Raw genomic sequence first — 18,925 nt, 5'->3', positions numbered from 1 at the left:
TCAGACGCCTGTCTCGACCGGTTGACGGTCGGTTGTGTTGTTCGGGGGATTCACCGGGGTGGTCGGTGCCACAGTCGCAAAGCTGTTCTCACGGGGCCCCTGGTCGTGCTCTGCGGCACGCCAGCTCGGCTTCTTGAAGTGGAATATCAGCAGCGCAGCGGCAACGAAGACCACGAGGCCGCCGGCGACAAGGGCGACATACGTCGTCGGATTCCCGATGGGAAGCTGGGTCGGCGGAAAGAATGACACGAGGAGGGAGAACGCCACCGCGAGAAACCCGATTCCTGCGACGATCCACATCCCCGGCTTGCCTCCCGGGATCCGGAAGGCGCGAGGCAGGTCGGGTTGGGTGTATCGGAGGCGGATTGCCGCGGCGTACATGAACATGTACATCACGATGTAGAGGCTGATCGTGACGGTGGAGATGAGGAAGAACGCCCCGCTCACGTCAGCTGTGAACAGGTAGATCGACGAAACAGCCGTGACGATGATTGCCTGGAGAATCAAGATGTTGCGCTGGATACCCACCTTGTTGGTCTTCTGCAGAATGGGGGGCAGCAGGCCGTCGTGCGCGGTGGTGAGCAGCGCCCGGCTCGGCGCAGAGATCCAGGCGAGCGCGCCGCTGAGCGCTCCGTAACAGACGAGCACGGCAAGGATCTGCAGGAGCCAGTTCATGTTCCAGAGGCCGACGAGCACCGTGCGCATCGCATCGAAGACACCGGTCTGCAAGACGAGGTCGTTGTACGGCACAAGGCCAGCAAGGGCGATCGAACCGAACAAGAAGACGGCCACTGAGATCGCCGACGCGAGTAGCATCGCCGCAGGGAAACCCCGGCGCGGGTTCTTCATGTCCTGCACGTGCACGGCCTGGACCTCGACACCTGCGAAGAGCAGCATGATGTTGCCGAGGAAGGCGAGCGAGCCAAGCCCGGTGAGCAGTGGGAGGAGCCGCGGCGTAGTCACGTCTCCGACCGTGGTCGACACGGCGGGATCGGTCGCTGTCGCCCAGCCCATGGCGTGGCCGGTCGCTGCCCAGTAGATGAAGAGCCCCAGCAATACTGCACCCGGCACGACCGTGCCTACCATGAAGCCGTATTTCGCAACTCGCGCAAGCATCGCGTTGCCCCGAAAGGCGAGGAGCGTCGCCAGCCAATAGCTGACGATGCAGAACACACCGACGTAGATGTGAGCTTCGGCGAGCCCCGCCTGGTTTAGTGCGTAGGCGGCGGCTGCAGCGGCGAAGGCCAGCCCGGTCGGGTACCACACAACGTTCTGGATCCACTGCAACCAGATGCCCACGAAGCCCCAGCGCTGGCCGAAGGCCTCACCGATCCAGGTGTAGACCCCACCCTTACGGTCGGCGAAGGCGCTGCCGAGCTCTGCCGAGATGAGGGCTGCGGGAATGAGGAACAGAATGGTGGCGAACCCGATGTACACGAACATCGTCAGTTCTTCTTTGGCCATCACCGGCAACCCGCGCAGGCTCGTCACCACCGCTGCGGCCGTCAGGAACGCGACGGTGGGAACCGTCATGACGACTTTCCGGCGCTTCGGTTCGAACGAACTGCGCTTCGCGGGCTTCTCGCTCACGAGAGCACCAGCGCATCGGGAACCGCGACGGTGCCGGTGTGACTGAAGCTCGGTGCCTCAGCAGCGGTCAGCGGCCGAGACGGCGGCCGGGCATCCAGTTTAGCGATGGCGTGCCGCAGATCGGTGAGCAGCAGATCGGCCATGTCGATGCTGAGGCCGTGGCGCACGATGATGCGCTGCACGGTCACCTCCTGCTGGTCGGGCGGCAGCGTGTACGCGGGTACGAGCCAACCGCGGGTCCGAAGCTCTTCGGCGAGATCGAAGAGGTTGAATGGGCATTCCTGGCTGTTCTGTTTCCACGTGACCGCGGGAATGCCTTTCAGCGGGTCGCCATCGAAGACGATGTCGAAACGGCCCGTGCTCCGGATGCCCGCACTCAGGTGCTTCGCGACCGCATACGTTGCCGACTGCACTTTTCGGTACCCCTCTTTGCCCAGTCGAAGGAAGTTGTAGTACGACGCGACGACCTGCCCGCCCGGGCGGGAGAAGTTCAGGTTGAACGTGGGCAGCTGGCCGCCGAGGTAGTTCACGTTGAAGACCAACTCCTGGGGCAGGTCGGCTGCCTCACGCCAGATCACCCAGCCGCTGCCGAGGGGCGCGAGTCCGGTCTTGTGTCCGGAGACATTCAGCGATCTGACCCGGGGAAGGCGAAAGTCGAACCGGATGCCCGGGGCGCAGAATGGCGCGACGAAGCCGCCGCTGGCCGCGTCGACGTGAATATCGATATCGAGCCCGGTGCGGGTCTGCAGATCATCCAGAGCGGCACTGATCGCGTCGACATCTTCGAACTTGCCAGTGAAGGTCTGCCCGAAGGTGACCACCACCGCGATGGTGTTCTCGTCGCAGAGGGCAATGGCTTCGGCCGGAGTCATGATGTTGCCGGCGTTCATCGGGGCCTGTCGGATCTCGACGTCGAAGTAGCGAGCGAACTTCTCCCAGCAGACTTGCACGGGGCCGCAGACCATGTTCGGCCTCGTCGTGTCTTTGCCCGCGGCCTGGCGACGGGCCTTCCAGCGCCACTTCGCGGCGAGTCCGCCGAGCATCGCCGCTTCGCTCGACCCGGTGGTCGAGGTGCCGATGGTCGTCGCGGCCTCTGGCGAGTGGAACAAGTCGGCGAGCATGTGGATGCATCGGGTCTCGAGCTCGGCCGTCTGGGGGTATTCGTCTTTGTCGATGATGTTCTTGTCGAGCGAGTCGGCCATCAGTTGCCGTACCTCGGGCTCCACCCACGTCGTGCAGAATGTTGCGAGGTTCATGCGGGCGACGCCGTCGAGCATCAACTCGTCGCGCACGAGTTGATAGACATCGCGCGGCTCCTGTTCGGCAACAGGAAATCGTGTCTTCGGCGCGCCCGTGGTCATCGGCGTGCTGGCGAACACATCGTCCAGCTCGTTGTCGACGGCGACGTCGAGCTTCCATTCGCCAGGGCCCGCCGTGTTCTGGTGCACGCTCTGCTGGGAGTCGGGATCGAACGATAGCGCGGTGCGGAGCTCGTTCGGAGCCAGCTCGCTCGTGGTGCCATCGGGGATGCTGGTGCGGGTGGTGCTGTCGCTGCTCGTCATTGAAATCCTCGGTCGGGACGGAAGGTGATCCGCTGCCGGGGATTGGAGCAACTAAGGGGACTGTAGCACGGCCGAGCAGACCGCCGACGAGGGCCGGTCAGCCGCGGTTCTGAGCAGGGGTCGTCGCGACGATCTGGTTGACGCTCACCTGGCGATTGCTGACGCTTTCAGCGACTGACCTGATGGTGAGATTGTGGTCCCTGGCGAATTTTCTGAGCAGCTGGAACGCGTCGTCCATGCTGAGAGTGAGCTCGTTCGCGATCACGCCCTTTGCCTGCTCGATCAAGATCCTGCTGTCGAGCGCCCGGTGAAGTTGCTCCTCCATCAGGTGACCCTCACGGATGATGCGCTCCTGCAGGATCCCGATCGTCGCCACATCGGCGAGTGCCTGGGCGACTGCGGCATCACGCCCGGTCACCTCTTCGGGAGTCGCACCGAACAGGTTCATCGTGCCGATGATCTTGCCCCGTAACTTCATCGGTGTCGCCAGAACGGAGTGGAACCCCTGATCCAGTGCTGCTTTCTGGAACGCCGGCCACCGTGAGGGTGCAGCGATGTCTTTCACCGAGACGGCGACGCCCGTGCGAAAGCAGTCGATGCAGGGGCCGGCTGCAGCATTCAGTTGCATCACTTCGACAAACCCGGCAGCCTCGCTGGTCGATGTCATGAGCTGGAGTTCGCCGTCGCCGCCGACCAGCATCAGTCCCCCCGCCTTCATACCCAGTATCCCGGCGCACTCCTGAACCAGCGTGTGAAGCAGATCGACCATGTCGTAGTCGGTTGTGAGGGTGTCGGCGACCGCGACGAATGCGGCATTGATTTGGGCTTCGCGGGAGGTGCCGTCCATAGGGTCCTAGTTTCTGCTCAGTGATTCGTTCAGTCGGGGAGGCGGGCGAAGTCGATGGTTCGCGCAACGACTTTGTGGGCGACATCCTGCAGGGTGGCTCCGGTGGCGAACGCGTAGCCTTGCAGGCGCGAGAACGCCTCGGATGCGGAGACATCGAGCTGGGAGATGATCATCCCGGTCGCCTGATGTACTTCGCGACGGAGCGACGGCGCCAAGATCGATTCATCCGAGCGATGGTCTTCAGCCGAGTGAAGGGCTTTCTGTACGGCCGCGCTCGCGACCCGGCCGGTCAGGAGTTTTGCCTGTGCAACGAACGCAGGGTCCGAGGTCACCGTTGCCACACTATACAGATCGACCACGCCCACCAGCGCCGCTCCCATGAGCATCGGAAATGAGAATACGGCGTGGACGCCGAGTTCCCGAGCGGCAGCGAGAAAGATCGGCCACGAGGTGTTCTCGCTGCCGGTCAGGTCAGGGCACAGCACCGGCGTACGTGACGAAAGCGCTTCCCACCGCGGACCTTCGCCCAGATCGAATTGCAGAGCATCCGCCCGGGCGGCAAACGCCCCGCTGGAACAGATGGACGATTGACGGCCACCGAACCCCACCACTGAGATCGAAGCGCCAGAGACGCCAAGGTCCCTGACAAAGGGCAGACAAAGGGAACCGTCGCTCGCCACATCGTGTGTTGGCGCCGGGGCCGGGGGCATGCGGACCTTCATCGAAACATCGCTCGATCAGAGAACCCCGGCAGCGATCGAAAGAGTCCGGGAAGGCGACCCTCCCCTGGCCTCACCCTACCGCTTTCGAAAGAGTGTCCAGGGCGAATGCGGGGGCTGGGTGCGGGCAGAAAAGCACCCAAAACCTGATTTTTGGGTGCTTTTCTGCCCGCACGAACTGATCAGGTCGGCGTCAGGCCGTTTCGACGACGCGCTTCAGCGAGGCGAGGCCCTTGTCGAGGTCTGTGCCGATTGCCTTGTCCATGTTCATGACCAGGCCGACGATGCGAGACATGGCGGTCTTCGGGCTCTTCAGGGTCCAGACCACATTCGTCGACGCGCCCGCGGGTTCGAGGGCGAAGTGCACGAGGCTCTGTGACTTGAATGGCCGCGTGAAGGCGAGCGCCACGTCGAACGAATCGGGGGCGATGGATGTTGCGGTCATCGTTCCCGCGCCGGCTTTACGATTGCCGTCCCACTCGTACGAGGCGCCCACGGTACCGTCGGTTCCGGCGTACGTTCGCTTCAGCTCCGCATCGGTGCCTTCCCACGGCGACCACGACACCCAGCGGTGGAAGTCGGTGAGGTGCGGCAGGATCCGGTCAGCGGGAGCGTCGATCACGATAGATCGCTCGACTATGCCGTATTCAGTCATGCCGAGGATTATTGCAGGTGGCCGCCAGAACAATCGAGACCCATGAGTGCGGCCGAACGTCCCCAAGATCCCGATTTTCGGGCCGTTTGGCCGCACCCACGAGCGCAAAGTGGGGCAACCGACGAGAAGCACCGCCATACTGTCTTATAGGGTGCGTTTTTCTCCTTGTTTCGGTCGAATTGCTACGGAAAGAGTTGTCATGGAGTCGCTGGAGCGAGATGTCGTCGTCATCGGAGCGGGAGCGACGGGGCTGACGGCGGCGGTGCACCTGCAGCGCGCAGGCCTCTCTGTCATAGTGCTCGAGGCGCGCGACCGCGTCGGTGGGCGGCTCCGCACAGACCACATCGAGGGCCAGCTCTACGAGATCGGCGGCCAATGGGTCTCGCCCGACCAAACTGTGCTGCTCGAGACGCTCGATGAACTCGGGCTCGAGACGTACCCACGGTACCGCGAGGGCGAGAGCGTCTACATCGGCGCAGACGGCGTGGCCAAGCGCTTCACGGGCGACATCTTTCCGGCGAGTGCGTACACCCAAGCCGAAATGACACGGATGGTCGGGGTGCTCGATGAACTCGTGGCAGAGACCGACCCCGCGGCTCCGTGGGCGCACCCCCGGGCATCCGAATTCGACCAGATCTCGTTTGCGGCGTGGCTCATCCAGCAGAGCGACGACGCCGAGGCGCGCGAGAACATCTCCCTCTTCATCGCCGACGCCATGCTCACGAAGCCCGCGCACACGTTCTCGCTGCTGCAGGCGCTGCTGATGGCGGCCAGCGCAGGGAGCTTCAGCCACCTGGTCGACGCCGACTTCATTCTCGACCGACGCGTGGTCGGGGGGCTTCAGCAGGTTCCGCTGAAGCTGGCGGAACAGCTCGATGCGAACGATGTGCGGCTCGGGCATCCGGTGCGCCGAATTCAGTGGTCGTCGGCGGCGCTCGAGGGCGACGCAGTGCCGGGCGAGCCGGTCGAGGTGACCACCGATGAGCTGACCGTCACGGCGCGCCGCGTGATCGTGGCGGTGCCGCCGAACCTCTACAACCGCATCGAGTATGCGCCGAACCTGCCGCGCCTGCGCCAGCAGATGCAGCAACACCAGTCGCTCGGCCTCGTGATCAAGGTGCACGCCACCTACGAGACCCCATTCTGGCGCGAAGACGGGCTCTCGGCGACGGCCTTCAGCCCGTACCAGGTGGTGCACGAGGCGTACGACAACACCAACCACGGCGAGACGCGGGGCACGCTCGTGGGGTTCGTCTCCGATGAGAAGGCCGATTCGGTGTTCTCGCTGTCTGCTGCAGAGCGCAAGAAGCGCATCCTTCAGTCGCTCGCTGCGTACTACGGCCCGAAGGCGCTCGAACCGGTGGTCTACTTCGAGAGCGACTGGGCGGCAGAAGAGTGGACGCAGGGTGCGTATGCGGCGAGCTTCGACCTCGGCGGGCTCACGCGCTACGGCGCCCTGCAGCTCGAGCCCGTCGGGCCGCTGCGGTTCGGCTCGAGCGACCTCGCCGCGGAGGGGTATCAGCACGTCGACGGCGCGATTCGCGTCGGGCGACGCCTGGCTGCCGAGACCGCCTCGAGCCTGGTGGCCGACGAGCCCGACGCCTCTGAAAGCCGTGTCGGATGACCGGCACTGACTTCGGCGCCCGGTTCGGCCTCGCGCACGCGGCTGTAGAGCGGATGCTCGTGTCGCACCTCTCCGCGCCGCGAACCTGCGTGCCGCAGATGCCGGTGACGCAGACGCCGGTGACGCAGACGCCGGTGACGCAGTGACCCCGCCGAAGGCGCACGACACCGTCTTCGAACGGCAACGCCCGAGCGATCTCGTCATCGAGCATGCGCTGGCCGGCGCCCGCCGCAGCGCCTTCTGGCTCGATGACATCGCCGCATCGCGCGCCCGGTACGAGACTCTCAGTGGCACGATCGAAGCCGACCTGGTGATCGTCGGCGGCGGCTATACCGGCCTGTGGTCGGCGCTGCGCGCGCTCGAGAGAGATCCGGATGCCCGGGTCGTCGTGCTCGAAGCGGGCCGTGTGGCGTGGGCGGCCTCCGGCCGCAACGGCGGGTTCTGCGAAGCCAGCATCACGCACGGCGACGAGAACGGCGAGAACCGCTGGCCCGAAGAGATGGATGCCCTGCGGCGCATCGGCGAAGAGAACCTCGACGACATCGAGCGCACGGTCGAGCGGTACGGCATGCAGTGCGACTTCGAACGCACGGGCACGCTGACCGTCGCGGTCGAGCCGCACCAGGTGCAGTGGATTCGTGACATCGCCCCGGGCGACGGGTTTCTCGACTCCGCTGCGGTGCAGGCCCAGGTCGCTTCGCCGACGTACCTCGCAGGGGCGTGGGACAAGCGGTCGACAGCTCTGGTTCACCCGGCCAAGCTCGCCGCAGAACTCGCTCGTGTTGTCACCGAACTCGGCGGCCAGATCTTCGAGAACTCGAGGGTCACCGGCCTCGAGAACGACGGGAGTGGGGTACTTCTGCGCACGGTAGCCGGCGGAGTGGTGCGGGCCGACCGCGCGATTCTGGCGACGAACGTCTTCCCGTCGCTGCTGAAGCGCAATCGCGGCATGACTGTTCCGGTCTACGACTACGTGCTGATGACCGAACCCCTGAGCGACGCGCAACTCGCAGCGCTCGGCTGGTCGAACCGGCAGGGCATCGCTGACCTGGCCAACCAGTTCCACTACTACCGACTGAGCCGCGACAACCGCATCCTGTTCGGCGGGTACGACGCGGTCTACTACGGTGGCGGCAAGGTCAGGCCCTCATACGAAGAGCGCCCGGCGAGCTTCTCGACGCTTGCGAGCCACGTGTTGACGACGTTTCCACAGCTGACAGGCATCCGGTTCACCAACGCCTGGGCGGGCCCGATCGACACCTCGACCCGTTTCTGCGCCTTCTTCGGTAAGGCCCGCGCGGGCCGCGTCGCCTACGCCTCTGGGTTCACCGGGCTCGGCGTCGGCGCCAGCCGATTCGCGGCAGACATGATGCTCGACCTGCTGTCTGGGCAACAGACCGAGCGCACCGAACTGCGGATGGTGCGGGAGCGCCCGCTGCCCTTCCCGCCGGAGCCGGCCGCTTCGATCGGCATCAACCTCACGCGCTGGTCGCTCGACCGTGCCGATCATCGCGCGGGCCGTCGCAACCTGTTGCTGCGTTCACTCGATGCCCTCGGGCTGGGATTCGACTCATGACCCCAATGAACGAAGAGTTCGACCGCGTGCGCGACACGAATACCGCGGATGCCCCCTGGGAACCGATCGACGAAGTTGACGTGGTCGGCGGCCATCCCTCGACGCGCACCCTGCTGCTCTTCGAGTCTGCCGGCCCGGTCGAGGCTGGAATCTGGGAGATGAGCGAAGGCGCCGCACGCGACGTGGAAGTCGACGAGGTGTGCCTCATTCTCGCCGGGCGTGCGAGCCTCGCTATCAACGATCATCCACCTGTCGAGATCGCTGCGGGCTCGTTTGTGACCTTGCGTGCAGGCGACCGCACGGTCTGGACTGTGCATCAGTCGCTCCGCAAGCTCTACATCGTGACAACGCTCTGACCGCTGGTCGCGGTGCGGCCAAACGTCCCCACCGTGACGAGTTTCGGGCCGTTTGCCCGCACCCGAGCGCGCGCAGCTAGAGCCCGAGCAGCCCCAGCAGCTCGCGATGGTCGTGGATCGTGTGGTCGGGCACGCAGTGGCGGTAGCTCTTCGTGCCCTGGTCTGAGGCGAACATCACCGTCTTCATGCCGAGCTGCTGCGCCCCGTAGACGTCTCGGTGCATGTCGTTGCCCACATACAAGGTGTGCTCGGCCGCCACGCCCATGCCGCTGAGGGCCAGCTGGAACAGCCGCGGGTCTGGCTTGCGGTACCCATGGTCGCCCGACACCACGATCGGCCCGAAATAACCAGCGATGCCGACCTTGTGCAGCTCGCCTCGCGCGTAACTCGACTGCCCGTCGGTGACGATCGCCATCGGCAGGCCGCCATGGATGCCCTGCAGCACCGTGCGCACGTGCGGGTACAGCTTGAGCCTCCGCCGGGTCGCGCCCCGGTACGTCTCCGCCAGAAGCCCGGGCAACTGTGCCAGCTTCTCTGGAGGGAGGGCCCGGGTGTAGTCGGTTGCCGTCTCCTCCACGAGCGTGCGCCACACGCCGACGGAGTCGAATTCGGGATACTTCTCGGCGCTGCCGCGCTGCTGGCGTTTCAGGATCGCGAAGTAGAGGTCGCGGACTTCATGCCGCCGCAGGTCGATTCCCTGGTAGGTGAGCAGGTGACCGATGGTGCGGAACGCTTCGTCGAGGTGCTCGTCGGTACGAATGTTCACCAGCGTTCCGTTGACGTCGAACGCAATGGCCCTGATGTCCACGACTCTCCCGTACTCCTTCTGCTGCCCGTCTCTGCTGCCGGTGTGTCGACCCCAATCTAGTGCCCGGCTGCCTGGCTAACTCGCGCGCAGCAATCGTTTCGCCTGGCGCACCAACCGCTGCCGGTAATCGCAGCCCACGTAGTCGTTTCGGGCGATGCGGAGCAGGTTCATCCCCATGTAGAAGGGGGCCCGGGACGTGATCGACGCGAATGCGTCGCCGCGGTCGGGAAAGTGGCTGGAGTACTCCCAGAGGAAGTGCCCGATGAAGGGCTCGGCTCGCCGGGCATCCCCTGTCGCCGACAGGAAGGCGTGCTGCAGCTCGCCCGCGACGCGGCCGACGTCGAACATGCGGTCACCGCGCCCCATGCGCTCGAGATCGATCGCCGCAACGTCCAGGCCGTTACCGAAGAGAAAGTTCGCGGGCGTGGCGTCGCCGTGCAGCCACACCTGCTGGTCCTGCCACATGCGCGGGCGCTCAGCCCACAGGTCGCGCAGCCAGAGCAGCTCGTCGGCATCCCACTGCCCGATCTTGTTGCGTTTCTGAAGTCGCCCGACGAGCGTGTCGAGGTACCTGCTGTCGGTGTCGAAATCGACAGCCTGGCCGTTCGCCGTCTTGTTGTGCTGCGTTGCCAGAAAGAACGCCAACGCCTTCAGTCGCCAGTAGAGGTGTGCGTCTTCGCCGCGTTCGGTGCAGCGGCGGATTGCCGTGCTGAACTGCTCGCCCTCGTAGTACTCGACCGCCAGCACTCCGTTCGTGTCAGGGTCGACGCCGAGTGGTCGGATCACATGGTGCGGCGACCCGACCAGGTCGTAGCCCCGCAGCCGGTGCAGGCTTTCGAACTCGTCGCTCGCTGTACGGGCCGCCCGGTCTCTGTCCCACCCGTACTTGGGCCCGTAGAACTTGCAGATGACGCGCGCACGGCTCGACTTCTCTTCGTAGCCGTAGACCTCGTTGCTGCCGTTGAGCCTGAATGCTCGAAAGGCCGGCCGTGGCTCCCTCATTCCGAGCTGGTCGTGGATGATCGCACTCAGAAACCCGTGCAGCCGGTCGTCGCCGCTGACGTACCCCACGTAGGTTCCGATCATCCGGTTTCGCTCCCGCCGCTGTGCCCCCACACCTCCATCACGAATGCCGCCTGTACGAGGGCTGGCGGCCCCGAAGCGAAGTGTTCCACTGGAGTTCACATGCTAGTCACCGCGCATTTCCGCCATATTAAGTAGCGCCGAGATTCGACTGAGCGGGGGATGATCGGCGCGTTCTGCTCGGGCGGACCCTGTACGGCGTTTCTGTGAGGATTCGAAGAATATTCGGTTCCCGAAAGGGGACCTTGTACCCTAGGTGTCCCCCACGGGGGGGTCATCGTTGAGGCATCGGGGCACCGTGTCCCGAGAAGGCAGGACAGCCATGCTCAGCACGTTCTTCGCCGCACTGACCGACATCAGCGCGGGCACCTACTACGGCTTCGGTAACTTCCTCATCCAGTCGGGCAACCTCGTCGTCATCATCGTGATGCTGGTGCTCTTCGTTCTGGCCCTCGTACTCCCGTTCCCCGGAACGCGGCGATCGAAATGACACTCCACATCGATGACGCACCGCTCGGAGGAGCCGCTGCGGAGTCCCCGCAACCCGGGGGGCCCGTCACAAGCGCTGAGCCCGTGGCGCCTGGTGAACCCGAAGAAGACCTGCACACCTGGACCGGCAAGACCAGGCGTTGGATGCTCAAACGGCTCCCACCAGACAAGCTCCTGCCAGAGGGTCAGCCGAGTTATGTCGCATCGTGGATCTATGTCTTCGGCATGGGCGCGATCGCCTCACTGCTCTTCATCATCGTCTCGGGCGTGGTGCTGAGCCTGAATGGCCCGAGCTGGTACCACGTGTCGTCGTTCGGGCACTTCGTGAACAGCGCGCACCTCTGGAGCGTCGAACTCTTCTTCATCTTCATGGTCGTGCACCTCTGGGGAAAGTACTGGATGGCATCGTGGCGCGGAGGGCGTGTACTGACGTGGATCACAGGCGTCGTGTCGTTCGCTGTCTCGATCGTCGCGGCCTTCACGGGCTACCTCCTGCAGACCAACTTCGATTCGCAGTGGATCGCCTTCGAGGCGAAGGACGCGCTCAACGCCGTCGGCATCGGAGCCTGGTTCAACGTCGCGAACCTGGGTCAGATCTTCATGTGGCACATCGTGCTGTTGCCACTGGCAGTCGGGGTGATCGTCGCCCTGCATGTGCTGCTGGTTCGGGCGCATGGCGTCGTGCCGCCGCTCGAGGCGGCCGAGACGGATGCCCAGCTGAGCGGTGCCGAAGTGCCTGTTTCAACCGCTGCCCCGGCTCCGGCCACCCCTGAACCGGTCGCTGCGAGCAACGTGCCGGTGGCTCCGACCGAGACGCAGGGAGGTGTGCGATGACGAAGACACGAGCATCCATGTCGTGGCGTAAGAAGGACGACATCGCCAGTCGGCCGTGGACGGGTGCCAAACGCGAGTACGACCTCTTCAAAGAACTCACTGTGGGTGTCATTGTGGTGGGCGTTCTGGTGGTCGGCCTCTCTGCCATCTTCAGTTCCCCAGACGAGCCGACCGTGACACTGCAGAGTTGGGCGACGAACGCGCCGGCCGACTTCGTGGCGACCGCGACGGCTGAGCTCGGCGGAACCAGTGACACCGCCGGCTATGGGCCGCCGTACAACAGCACTCCAGACGCGACCCAGACGGTGGGTGCAATCGACCTGCAGAGCCTCTCGGGCGTGAAGATCCCGATCGACACCGCGAAGGACTTCGTCACGGGTCCGCTCGCACTGCAGTCGAATCCTCCGAGCGCGCTCAGTGAATGGTCGAGTGCCACACCAGACCAGCAGGCGGCCTGGACCTCGGCGTATTCCGATGCGCTCGCGGCAGCGCCCGACGGCGACCCGACCCAGGTGGTGGCGGGCGATTTCGGCCCGGTGCCTGACCTGACGAACGCGCTGCTGGTCATGGCGCAGCAGGGTGCGCTCGATGGGGCGATCCAGAACGAGGGTGGCTTCTTCAACCTCGACTACACCCGCAGCATCCTGTTCCTCGGTGACGGCACCTACTTCGTAGGTCTCGCCGACGCCGCACACCTCACGGGTGACCAGTGGGGCATGATGAACGAGACCGGCAACTACCCCGGCCAATCATGGCTCTGGCTGTTCTCGTTCTGGTACCAGGTGCCGGCCATCGGCGAAGCGGCGAACGCCGACATCCTCGTCGTCGGGATCATGTTGCTGTTGACGCTGCTGCTCGGTCTTGTGCCCTTCATCCCCGGCCTTCGCACGCTGCCGCGCTGGATTCCGCTGCAGCGGCTGGTCTGGAAGGACTACTACCGCCGCCGCTGAGCACTGTCTCGGGTGCGGAACGCGCGTGGTGACCGGCTGGCCGGTCACCACGCCACTATCTTTCAGATCATGGATGATCGTTTCAACACCGCCGAACTCATGCGTGACTCGGTGTTCTTCGACGGCCCGCACGCGAGTCGCAGGTACTCGAGGTTCTGGCTGCTGCTGATCCTGGCGTCGGTGATCGCCTCGGCGGGTGTGGTCGCCGACTCGACCGCGACCGTCATCGGGGCCATGATCGTGGCGCCCCTGATGACGCCGATCATGGGCACGATGCTCGCGACTGTTCTCGGCGACCGGGCCAACCTCATCCGGTCGCTGTTGCTCGTTGTGGGCGGGGCTGCCACGGCGGTGGCGATCGGTTACCTCGTCGGGGTGCTCGTGGTGCCCGACGTGCTCGCTGACACGAACCCGCAGGTGGCGGGGCGCGTCACGCCGGGCCTCATCGATCTGCTGGCCGCACTCGGTACCGGTGTTGTCGGGTCTGTGGCGCTGGTGCGCCGAGACATCTCTGACACGCTGCCCGGCGTCGCGATCGCGATCTCACTCGTGCCGCCACTCACGGTTGCCGGCTTGACGCTCGAATCGGGTTCTGTCTCGCAGTTTCTCGGAGCTCTGCTGCTCTTCACGACGAACGTGGTCGCCATCATCGGAACGGGCATCGTGGTGATGTCGTTCTACGGGGTGAACCGGCTCACGCAGTTCGACAAGACCGCAGAGAAGCGCAAGCTCGGGCGCCCGATCGCGCTCCTCCTGGTGATGCTGCTGATCATCGGGGCGCCGCTCTCATTGACGAGCGCCTCCGTGGCTGCCCGCGCCGTGGTTGAGGGAGCCGTGCACTCCGTCGCCGACGAATGGTCGCGTTCGGTGGGCTGGCGCATCACCGATGTGAGTTCACAGGGGAGCGAGATCATCGTGCGTGCCGAAGGCCCTCTGCCGGTGCCCGGAACCGATGAGCTGAAGACGCTCCTGATCGCAAAGGGCATCTCCCCAGACCTGATCACAGTGAACCTCATCCCGATCTACACCGTCGAGCTCGACAAGTGACTTCGGACTGATGCGAGCTGTGCGGCTGAGTGGCGGCGCTTCAGGAATTCACATTCTCGTCTAAGAAAACTGGAAGAATCCGGGCGCACACTGGGGTCTAGCGATCAACGAGGAAGAGAGTGGGCTGTCGACGATGAGTACGCGATCCACCGGAAAGAGAAGGGCAGTCGGCGTCACCGTCGCGGTCAGCGCAGCGAGCCTCGCAGTGGCCGGAATCGGCTCCGGCGTGCTGTGGAACTCCACCGCCCAGGCCGCAGCCGCGCGAACGTCGGGTTCGACCCAGCAGTCGCAGCAGTCCACCTCGGGGGGCCAGTCGCAGCAGGGTGGCATCCAGATTCTGCCCGGCAGGCGTTCGACCCAACACTCGACGTCGTCCGGTTCCTGAGCTCCCGACCGGTTCATCGAAATTGACCGATTCAGCGCCCGCCCCGATCAGAGGTCAGTCGCGACCCTGTTCAGCAAGTCGAGCAGTGTCTGCCGTTCGGGCTCGATGAGTGCGCCGAACGAGGAGGCGAGCACCTCCGCGGTGAGGGGGTGGCCGGCCTCGAGCATCCGTTCGCCTTCTGCAGTGAGGTGGTGCTCGATCGCCCGCCCGCGACCGGCCCGGCTCACAGTGCTCGAGAACGCCGGTCATCTCCCTCACCTCGAGCAGCCGGAGGCGACGTTCGCCGTGATCGACGAGTTTCTCGCTGCGCTGCCGACGCGGTCGTCGTAGCCCCACGGCTCGGGTGCGGCCAAACGTCCCGAAACCGCCCGTCTTCGGGGCGTTTGCGCGCACCCGCCGTCGGGGTTGGCTGAGCCTGGCTTGGTGAGTGCGGCCAAACGTCCCCATAGAACCCATTCTTGGGACGTTTGCCCGCACCCGAGAGAGCGACCGCGGGGTCTGAGTCACGCAGCGATGATGCCGAAGCTCTTCAACTTGCGGTAGAGCGACGATCGGGCAATGCCCAGTGCTGCAGCGGCCTGAAGGCGATTGCCGTCGGCTTCGTGCAACGCGTGCACAATGAGATCTCGCTCCGACGCTTCGATGGCGGTGAGTTGACGCATCGACTCGCTGTGGCAGTAACCCGGCAGGTCCTCTGCCTGTATCTCCCCGACCGGGCGTCTCACGAGAGCGAATTCAAGCGCCTCTTCGAGCTGCGGGATGTTGCGTGGCCAGGAGAATCGGCGAATGAGACGCATCGCCGCGGGGCTCACTGCTGCGTACCGGCGGCCCGTCATGCTGGCAAGCAGGCTCGTGACAAGGGGAGGGATGTCATCGACCCGGTGCCTGAGGGGTGCGACAGTGACAGAGTCGTCGAACCAGGCCATCAATTCGGTGAAGGCCGGGGTCGCAGGGAGCTGGGTGACCGGCACCGTCGCAACGATCGTCAGGCCGGGTGCCCGGTTGTTGGTGCCGAGGAAGGCACAGACAGTGTGCATTCCTTCTTCATCGAGCCTGTCGAGATGAGTGAGAACCACGAGCGCCCTTCGATCTCCGCGAACGCGCTCGAACCGGCCGAGCTCGGCGAGGGATTCTCGGTCGGGCGTGACCATGTGTACCGTTGCATCGCCCAGGGTGCGCCGGTGGATGTCGAGAATCAGTGCGGTCTTGCCACACCCGTCTTCACCGCGGACCAGCAGCACGCGAGAACGGGCCAACGCGCTCGTGATGTCCGATGACGCGCGATTCCAGAGGACTGACCCGGTTCCTGCTGCAGGAATCGATGGCTCTTCGCTATCGGGCGTCGCCTCCGGCGGCGCGGCGAAGGGCGAAAGTACATCAACTGAGAGGTCGACCTGCAGAGTCGAACGCGCGGGCATGGTCGATTCGGCGACGATCTCCACAGCGACGACGATTCCGGCGATGTCGTTGCCGACGGTGATGCGGGTACCCCGAATCTGCACGGTCTTCCCGCCCGGCAGTTCGACACGATCTACCGGATCTCCAGGAGAGAGCATCAGGTAGCGTGCGTGTTCGTGAATCAGCCACTGTTCGGCCGGATCGAATCGGTTCTGGGCGATTGCATTGCCCATCACGACAGATCCACCGATGGCCATGACCGCCCCCCTGCTGCGAGCATCGAGTTTGACGAACGTCTCGAAGAGGGCCTGCTGGCACTGGCTCCGGTCGACAAGCAGATTGTGCTCGATTTCGTGCGCGGCCGACCGCACCAGGGACTGCATGAGCGGGCTGGAGTCTTCACTGAGACAGGTGATGTCGAGCACCCCCTCGACTCGCCCGGTCAGCGGATCGCGAATGGGGCTGCCTGCGCAGGCGAACGGCTGGAGCTGTTCGTGGAAGTGCTCAGGCCCGACGATATAGAGGGGCTGGCCCGATTCGAAGACTGTTCCGATTCCATTGGTGCCCACAGACGCTTCGGCATAGTTGAAACCCGGTGCCAAAGACACCTTGTCCAAAAGTGCTCCGATCGTGTGGTCGGTTTCGGAACGGCTGAGGACACGCGCCCGGTGATCGGTCAGCACGATGCTCAAAGGCATCTGGGTCACTTCGTCGCCGAGTCGTGCGATCACGGGATCGGAGCAGCGAACGAGGCGCCCTGACACGTCGAGGTCATCGTGAAAGCGGGCCTGCGACGACGATGCGTCGACCCCTGCAGAGAACGATCGCTGCCACGATGCCGCCACAACGTCGGGAACAGATTCGGTTGCAGCACTGCCGAATCGAAGGAATTCGGAGCGCGCAGAAGCGATTCTCGCCCGTCTTGCAGCGACAGTGGGCATATCGACTCCTTCGTTGACCTTGCAAGCATGCTCCTGATGACGACCGAAGAACAGGTGGGTCGGTGTCCGAATGTGGGACACGCCGCGTGACTCGGCTGGGGTGACGCTTGGAACCGGGTCGCTTCACGTCGGCCCACGATCATTCATCACCTACGCAAAGGAGCGCTCATGGACCGATTGATCAACATCGACAATGGCGGAACACTGACGGACATCGTTGTGGGAAGTGGTTCGGACTTCACGTTCACCAAGACCCTCACGACACCGGTCGACCTCTCGCAGTGCCTGTTCGATGCAATGACGAAGGCGTCGGTGCAGCTGTACGGGCACGAAGACCTGCCGAGCCTGCTTCACAGCACCCGGCACATCAGATACTCCTCGACGCAGGGCACAAACGCCCTCGTCGAACGGAAGGGGCCACTCATAGGCTTGATCACCGACGACCCCGGACTCGCGGGGGCCCTCCGGGCTTCTGGGGAATCGGCATCGTTGTTCGATGACCTCGTCGGCGGCCGGGTCGCTGTCGTCTCACCGGCTGGATCAGAGGACGAGCTCGCCCGCGATCTCGTCGCCGAGATCAACCGCCTCACCACGGCCGGCGCTGAGCGCCTGGTTGTGGCAGCAAGCAGCCTCGAGCGCGAGCACCTCTATAAGCGGGCCATGCTGAAGAACTTCCCCCGCCACCTGCTCGGTTCTGTTCCCATTCTCTTCTCCCGGGAGTTCGCGATCGACACCTCGCGAACGCGCCAGATCTGGTCGGGCATCCTGAATTCCTTCCTCCACCCGACGGTGGAGCGCTTTCTCTACAGTGCAGAGCACCGGCTGCGGGCGCACAAGGTCAAGAATCCGCTTCTGATCTACCGCAATGACGGAGCCTCCTCACGAGTAGCGAAGTCGGTCGCGCTGAAGACCTACTCCTCTGGCCCGCGTGGAGGGCTCGAAGGCACCAGGGCGCTCGCCGAAGCGTATGGGCTGGCAACAGTGCTGATGATCGACGTCGGAGGAACCACAACCGACGTCGGAGTCGTTCGCGACTCGACCATCGACGTGGATCGGCGGGGCACCATCAAGGGCGTCGACATCTCGTACGAGATGAGCAACGTGCATTCGACCGGCGTCGGGGGCAGCTCGATCATCGCTGTTCACGATGGCGTGATCACTGTCGGGCCAGAGAGCGTCGGCGCGGCACCCGGACCGGCTTGTTTCGGCTTCGGGGGCACCCGTGCCACCATCACCGACGTGAACCTGCTTCTCGGCGTTCTCGACCCGGCAACGTATCTCAACGGCGAACTCGCGCTTGATGCCGAGCGTTCCCGCGCCGTCATCACCGCGACGGTCGCTGAGCCCCTGGGCATCAGTCTCGATGAAGCGCTCATCCGCATGGAGGAGACGTACGCTCGCCGCCTCGCCGGATCCTTCGCGCCGTTGATCGTCGATGCCGCCGAAACGACGGTAGCCGCCTTCGGTGGAGGAGGGCCGATGAACGCGTGCGCTGCGGCACGGATCGCGGGCGTCAGGCACGTTCTGGTTCCGCGTCTTGCCGCCGTCTTCTCGGCATATGGAATCAGCTTCTCCGACATCGCCCAGTCGTACGAGACCGATGTCACCGATCTCGACGCCGATGAAGTCGATCTGGCCAGGGAAGCGATGCTGCTGGATGCTTCGCGAGACATGTTCCAGGAGGGTCACGAACTCGGCGACTGCGAGATCGAATGGTCGACGGTGTCAGAAGGCGCCAGCACGATCATCTCGCTCAAGGCGATCTTCCGGTTGCCGCACCCTGTGATCGAAGGTGGCGCCGAGGTCGGGCAGAGCGAAGCGGTCGCCTGTGGCACACGGCAGGTTCGGTCATCCGCCGCCCAGGTCGACACCGTGAAGGTCTTCCAGCTGGATGACCAGGCACCCGGAGCGGCCGCTGCTGGCCCGGCCATCGTCGAAGGGCCGTTCTTCACCGCACGAGTGCCGGAGGGGTGGAGCTTCACCGTGTCTGCCGCTGGCGACCTGCGACTTGCAGACATTTCCTGACGAACCCCACCCCACCGTGATCCTGCACGAAAGGCA

Annotated in this window: 19 protein-coding genes; 11 read left to right on the top strand and 8 right to left on the bottom strand. The window is 64.6% G+C overall.

Annotated features, from left to right (window positions below; translation table 11 throughout):
• The 5 genes from KPL76_RS03575 to KPL76_RS03555 all read right to left on the bottom strand — a co-directional run bounded on the left by KPL76_RS03575 (nucleotide 1) and on the right by KPL76_RS03555 (nucleotide 5,373).
• Nucleotides 1–1,590, bottom strand: coding sequence for an amino acid permease (locus tag KPL76_RS03575; RefSeq protein ID WP_216335154.1), 1,590 nt, complete (start codon nucleotides 1,588–1,590; stop codon nucleotides 1–3).
• Complete coding sequence (locus KPL76_RS03570; protein ID WP_216335153.1) at nucleotides 1,587–3,152, bottom strand: glutamate decarboxylase; 1,566 nt, start codon at nucleotides 3,150–3,152, stop codon at nucleotides 1,587–1,589. Before KPL76_RS03570 ends, KPL76_RS03575 begins: the two co-directional genes overlap by 4 nt.
• Before the next feature lie 97 nt (nucleotides 3,153–3,249).
• The gene (locus tag KPL76_RS03565; protein ID WP_216335152.1) at nucleotides 3,250–3,999 is read right to left on the bottom strand and encodes a GAF and ANTAR domain-containing protein; all 750 of its coding nucleotides are present in this window, start codon (nucleotides 3,997–3,999) and stop codon (nucleotides 3,250–3,252) included.
• Between the two features lie 29 nt (nucleotides 4,000–4,028).
• Nucleotides 4,029–4,709 carry a GAF and ANTAR domain-containing protein gene (locus KPL76_RS03560; protein ID WP_216335151.1) on the bottom strand — a complete coding sequence of 227 codons (681 nt, stop codon included), beginning with the start codon at nucleotides 4,707–4,709 and terminating at the stop codon, nucleotides 4,029–4,031.
• Between the two features lie 202 nt (nucleotides 4,710–4,911).
• Nucleotides 4,912–5,373: an SRPBCC family protein gene (locus KPL76_RS03555; protein ID WP_216335150.1), complete on the bottom strand. Its 462-nt coding sequence runs from the start codon at nucleotides 5,371–5,373 to the stop codon at nucleotides 4,912–4,914.
• A 199-nt stretch (nucleotides 5,374–5,572) separates the two neighbouring features.
• Here KPL76_RS03555 and KPL76_RS03550 point away from each other — a divergent pair, with 199 nt between their 5' ends.
• Genes KPL76_RS03550 through KPL76_RS03535 form a run of 4 tightly spaced genes read left to right on the top strand, consistent with a single transcriptional unit; the run spans nucleotide 5,573 to nucleotide 8,929 of the window.
• Nucleotides 5,573–6,997, top strand: coding sequence for an NAD(P)/FAD-dependent oxidoreductase (locus KPL76_RS03550; RefSeq protein WP_216335149.1), 1,425 nt, complete (start codon nucleotides 5,573–5,575; stop codon nucleotides 6,995–6,997).
• Nucleotides 6,994–7,143, top strand: a complete 150-nt coding sequence (locus KPL76_RS03545) for a hypothetical protein (protein ID WP_216335148.1) — start codon at nucleotides 6,994–6,996, stop codon at nucleotides 7,141–7,143. Before KPL76_RS03550 ends, KPL76_RS03545 begins: the two co-directional genes overlap by 4 nt.
• The gene (locus KPL76_RS03540) at nucleotides 7,140–8,573 is read left to right on the top strand and encodes an FAD-binding oxidoreductase (RefSeq protein WP_216335147.1); all 1,434 of its coding nucleotides are present in this window, start codon (nucleotides 7,140–7,142) and stop codon (nucleotides 8,571–8,573) included. The genes KPL76_RS03545 and KPL76_RS03540 overlap by 4 nt, the downstream gene beginning before the upstream one ends.
• The gene (locus KPL76_RS03535) at nucleotides 8,570–8,929 is read left to right on the top strand and encodes a cupin domain-containing protein (RefSeq protein ID WP_216335146.1); all 360 of its coding nucleotides are present in this window, start codon (nucleotides 8,570–8,572) and stop codon (nucleotides 8,927–8,929) included. Before KPL76_RS03540 ends, KPL76_RS03535 begins: the two co-directional genes overlap by 4 nt.
• Before the next feature lie 76 nt (nucleotides 8,930–9,005).
• Here the strand turns inward: KPL76_RS03535 and KPL76_RS03530 are convergent, their stop codons facing one another.
• Nucleotides 9,006–9,737 (bottom strand): HAD family hydrolase, encoded by a 732-nt coding sequence (locus tag KPL76_RS03530; RefSeq protein WP_216335145.1) that lies wholly within the window; start codon nucleotides 9,735–9,737, stop codon nucleotides 9,006–9,008.
• A 75-nt stretch (nucleotides 9,738–9,812) separates the two neighbouring features.
• Nucleotides 9,813–10,823, bottom strand: coding sequence for a phosphotransferase (locus KPL76_RS03525; protein WP_216335144.1), 1,011 nt, complete (start codon nucleotides 10,821–10,823; stop codon nucleotides 9,813–9,815).
• Nucleotides 10,824–11,142: 319 nt separating this feature from the next.
• Between KPL76_RS03525 and KPL76_RS03520 the strand changes: the two genes are divergently transcribed.
• The 6 genes from KPL76_RS03520 to KPL76_RS03495 all read left to right on the top strand — a co-directional run bounded on the left by KPL76_RS03520 (nucleotide 11,143) and on the right by KPL76_RS03495 (nucleotide 14,855).
• A complete protein-coding gene (locus KPL76_RS03520; RefSeq protein ID WP_216335143.1) occupies nucleotides 11,143–11,310 on the top strand; it encodes a hypothetical protein in 168 nt (55 codons plus the stop codon).
• Nucleotides 11,307–12,143 (top strand): cytochrome b N-terminal domain-containing protein, encoded by an 837-nt coding sequence (locus tag KPL76_RS03515; protein WP_216335142.1) that lies wholly within the window; start codon nucleotides 11,307–11,309, stop codon nucleotides 12,141–12,143. The genes KPL76_RS03520 and KPL76_RS03515 overlap by 4 nt, the downstream gene beginning before the upstream one ends.
• A complete protein-coding gene (locus KPL76_RS03510) occupies nucleotides 12,140–13,093 on the top strand; it encodes a hypothetical protein (protein ID WP_253202151.1) in 954 nt (317 codons plus the stop codon). The genes KPL76_RS03515 and KPL76_RS03510 overlap by 4 nt, the downstream gene beginning before the upstream one ends.
• A 69-nt stretch (nucleotides 13,094–13,162) precedes the next feature.
• Nucleotides 13,163–14,140 carry a TIGR00341 family protein gene (locus KPL76_RS03505; protein ID WP_216335141.1) on the top strand — a complete coding sequence of 326 codons (978 nt, stop codon included), beginning with the start codon at nucleotides 13,163–13,165 and terminating at the stop codon, nucleotides 14,138–14,140.
• A 133-nt stretch (nucleotides 14,141–14,273) separates the two neighbouring features.
• Nucleotides 14,274–14,525: a hypothetical protein gene (locus tag KPL76_RS03500; protein ID WP_216335140.1), complete on the top strand. Its 252-nt coding sequence runs from the start codon at nucleotides 14,274–14,276 to the stop codon at nucleotides 14,523–14,525.
• A gap of 183 nt (nucleotides 14,526–14,708) precedes the next feature.
• On the top strand, nucleotides 14,709–14,855 hold the full coding sequence (locus KPL76_RS03495; protein WP_216335139.1) for an alpha/beta fold hydrolase: 147 nt from the start codon (nucleotides 14,709–14,711) through the stop codon (nucleotides 14,853–14,855).
• Between the two features lie 173 nt (nucleotides 14,856–15,028).
• Here the strand turns inward: KPL76_RS03495 and KPL76_RS03490 are convergent, their stop codons facing one another.
• Nucleotides 15,029–16,864 (bottom strand): sigma-54-dependent Fis family transcriptional regulator, encoded by a 1,836-nt coding sequence (locus tag KPL76_RS03490; protein ID WP_216335138.1) that lies wholly within the window; start codon nucleotides 16,862–16,864, stop codon nucleotides 15,029–15,031.
• Nucleotides 16,865–17,032: 168 nt separating this feature from the next.
• Between KPL76_RS03490 and KPL76_RS03485 the strand changes: the two genes are divergently transcribed.
• Nucleotides 17,033–18,889 carry a hydantoinase/oxoprolinase family protein gene (locus KPL76_RS03485; RefSeq protein ID WP_216335137.1) on the top strand — a complete coding sequence of 619 codons (1,857 nt, stop codon included), beginning with the start codon at nucleotides 17,033–17,035 and terminating at the stop codon, nucleotides 18,887–18,889.
• Nucleotides 18,890–18,925: the final 36 nt, after the last annotated feature.

The sequence above is a fragment of the Subtercola sp. PAMC28395 genome (assembly GCF_018889995.1).
In the GTDB taxonomy this organism is placed as follows: Bacteria; Actinomycetota; Actinomycetes; order Actinomycetales; family Microbacteriaceae; genus Subtercola.
Note: the sequence above shows the minus strand (reverse complement) of the source record. Positions and strands in the feature narration are given on the sequence as shown.

What these genes read in the sequence shown, in the direction of transcription:
- KPL76_RS03570 (WP_216335153.1), bottom strand. Translation starts at nt 3,152, where the DNA reads ATGACGAGCAGCGACAGCACCACCCGCACCAGCATCCCCGATGGCACC.
- KPL76_RS03565 (WP_216335152.1), bottom strand. Translation starts at nt 3,999, where the DNA reads ATGGACGGCACCTCCCGCGAAGCCCAAATCAATGCCGCATTCGTCGCG.
- KPL76_RS03560 (WP_216335151.1), bottom strand. Translation starts at nt 4,709, where the DNA reads ATGCCCCCGGCCCCGGCGCCAACACACGATGTGGCGAGCGACGGTTCC.
- KPL76_RS03555 (WP_216335150.1), bottom strand. Translation starts at nt 5,373, where the DNA reads ATGACTGAATACGGCATAGTCGAGCGATCTATCGTGATCGACGCTCCC.
- KPL76_RS03550 (WP_216335149.1), top strand. Translation starts at nt 5,573, where the DNA reads ATGGAGTCGCTGGAGCGAGATGTCGTCGTCATCGGAGCGGGAGCGACG.
- KPL76_RS03545 (WP_216335148.1), top strand. Translation starts at nt 6,994, where the DNA reads ATGACCGGCACTGACTTCGGCGCCCGGTTCGGCCTCGCGCACGCGGCT.
- KPL76_RS03535 (WP_216335146.1), top strand. Translation starts at nt 8,570, where the DNA reads ATGACCCCAATGAACGAAGAGTTCGACCGCGTGCGCGACACGAATACC.
- KPL76_RS03525 (WP_216335144.1), bottom strand. Translation starts at nt 10,823, where the DNA reads ATGATCGGAACCTACGTGGGGTACGTCAGCGGCGACGACCGGCTGCAC.
- KPL76_RS03520 (WP_216335143.1), top strand. Translation starts at nt 11,143, where the DNA reads ATGCTCAGCACGTTCTTCGCCGCACTGACCGACATCAGCGCGGGCACC.
- KPL76_RS03515 (WP_216335142.1), top strand. Translation starts at nt 11,307, where the DNA reads ATGACACTCCACATCGATGACGCACCGCTCGGAGGAGCCGCTGCGGAG.
- KPL76_RS03510 (WP_253202151.1), top strand. Translation starts at nt 12,140, where the DNA reads ATGACGAAGACACGAGCATCCATGTCGTGGCGTAAGAAGGACGACATC.
- KPL76_RS03505 (WP_216335141.1), top strand. Translation starts at nt 13,163, where the DNA reads ATGGATGATCGTTTCAACACCGCCGAACTCATGCGTGACTCGGTGTTC.
- KPL76_RS03500 (WP_216335140.1), top strand. Translation starts at nt 14,274, where the DNA reads ATGAGTACGCGATCCACCGGAAAGAGAAGGGCAGTCGGCGTCACCGTC.
- KPL76_RS03490 (WP_216335138.1), bottom strand. Translation starts at nt 16,864, where the DNA reads ATGCCCACTGTCGCTGCAAGACGGGCGAGAATCGCTTCTGCGCGCTCC.
- KPL76_RS03485 (WP_216335137.1), top strand. Translation starts at nt 17,033, where the DNA reads ATGGACCGATTGATCAACATCGACAATGGCGGAACACTGACGGACATC.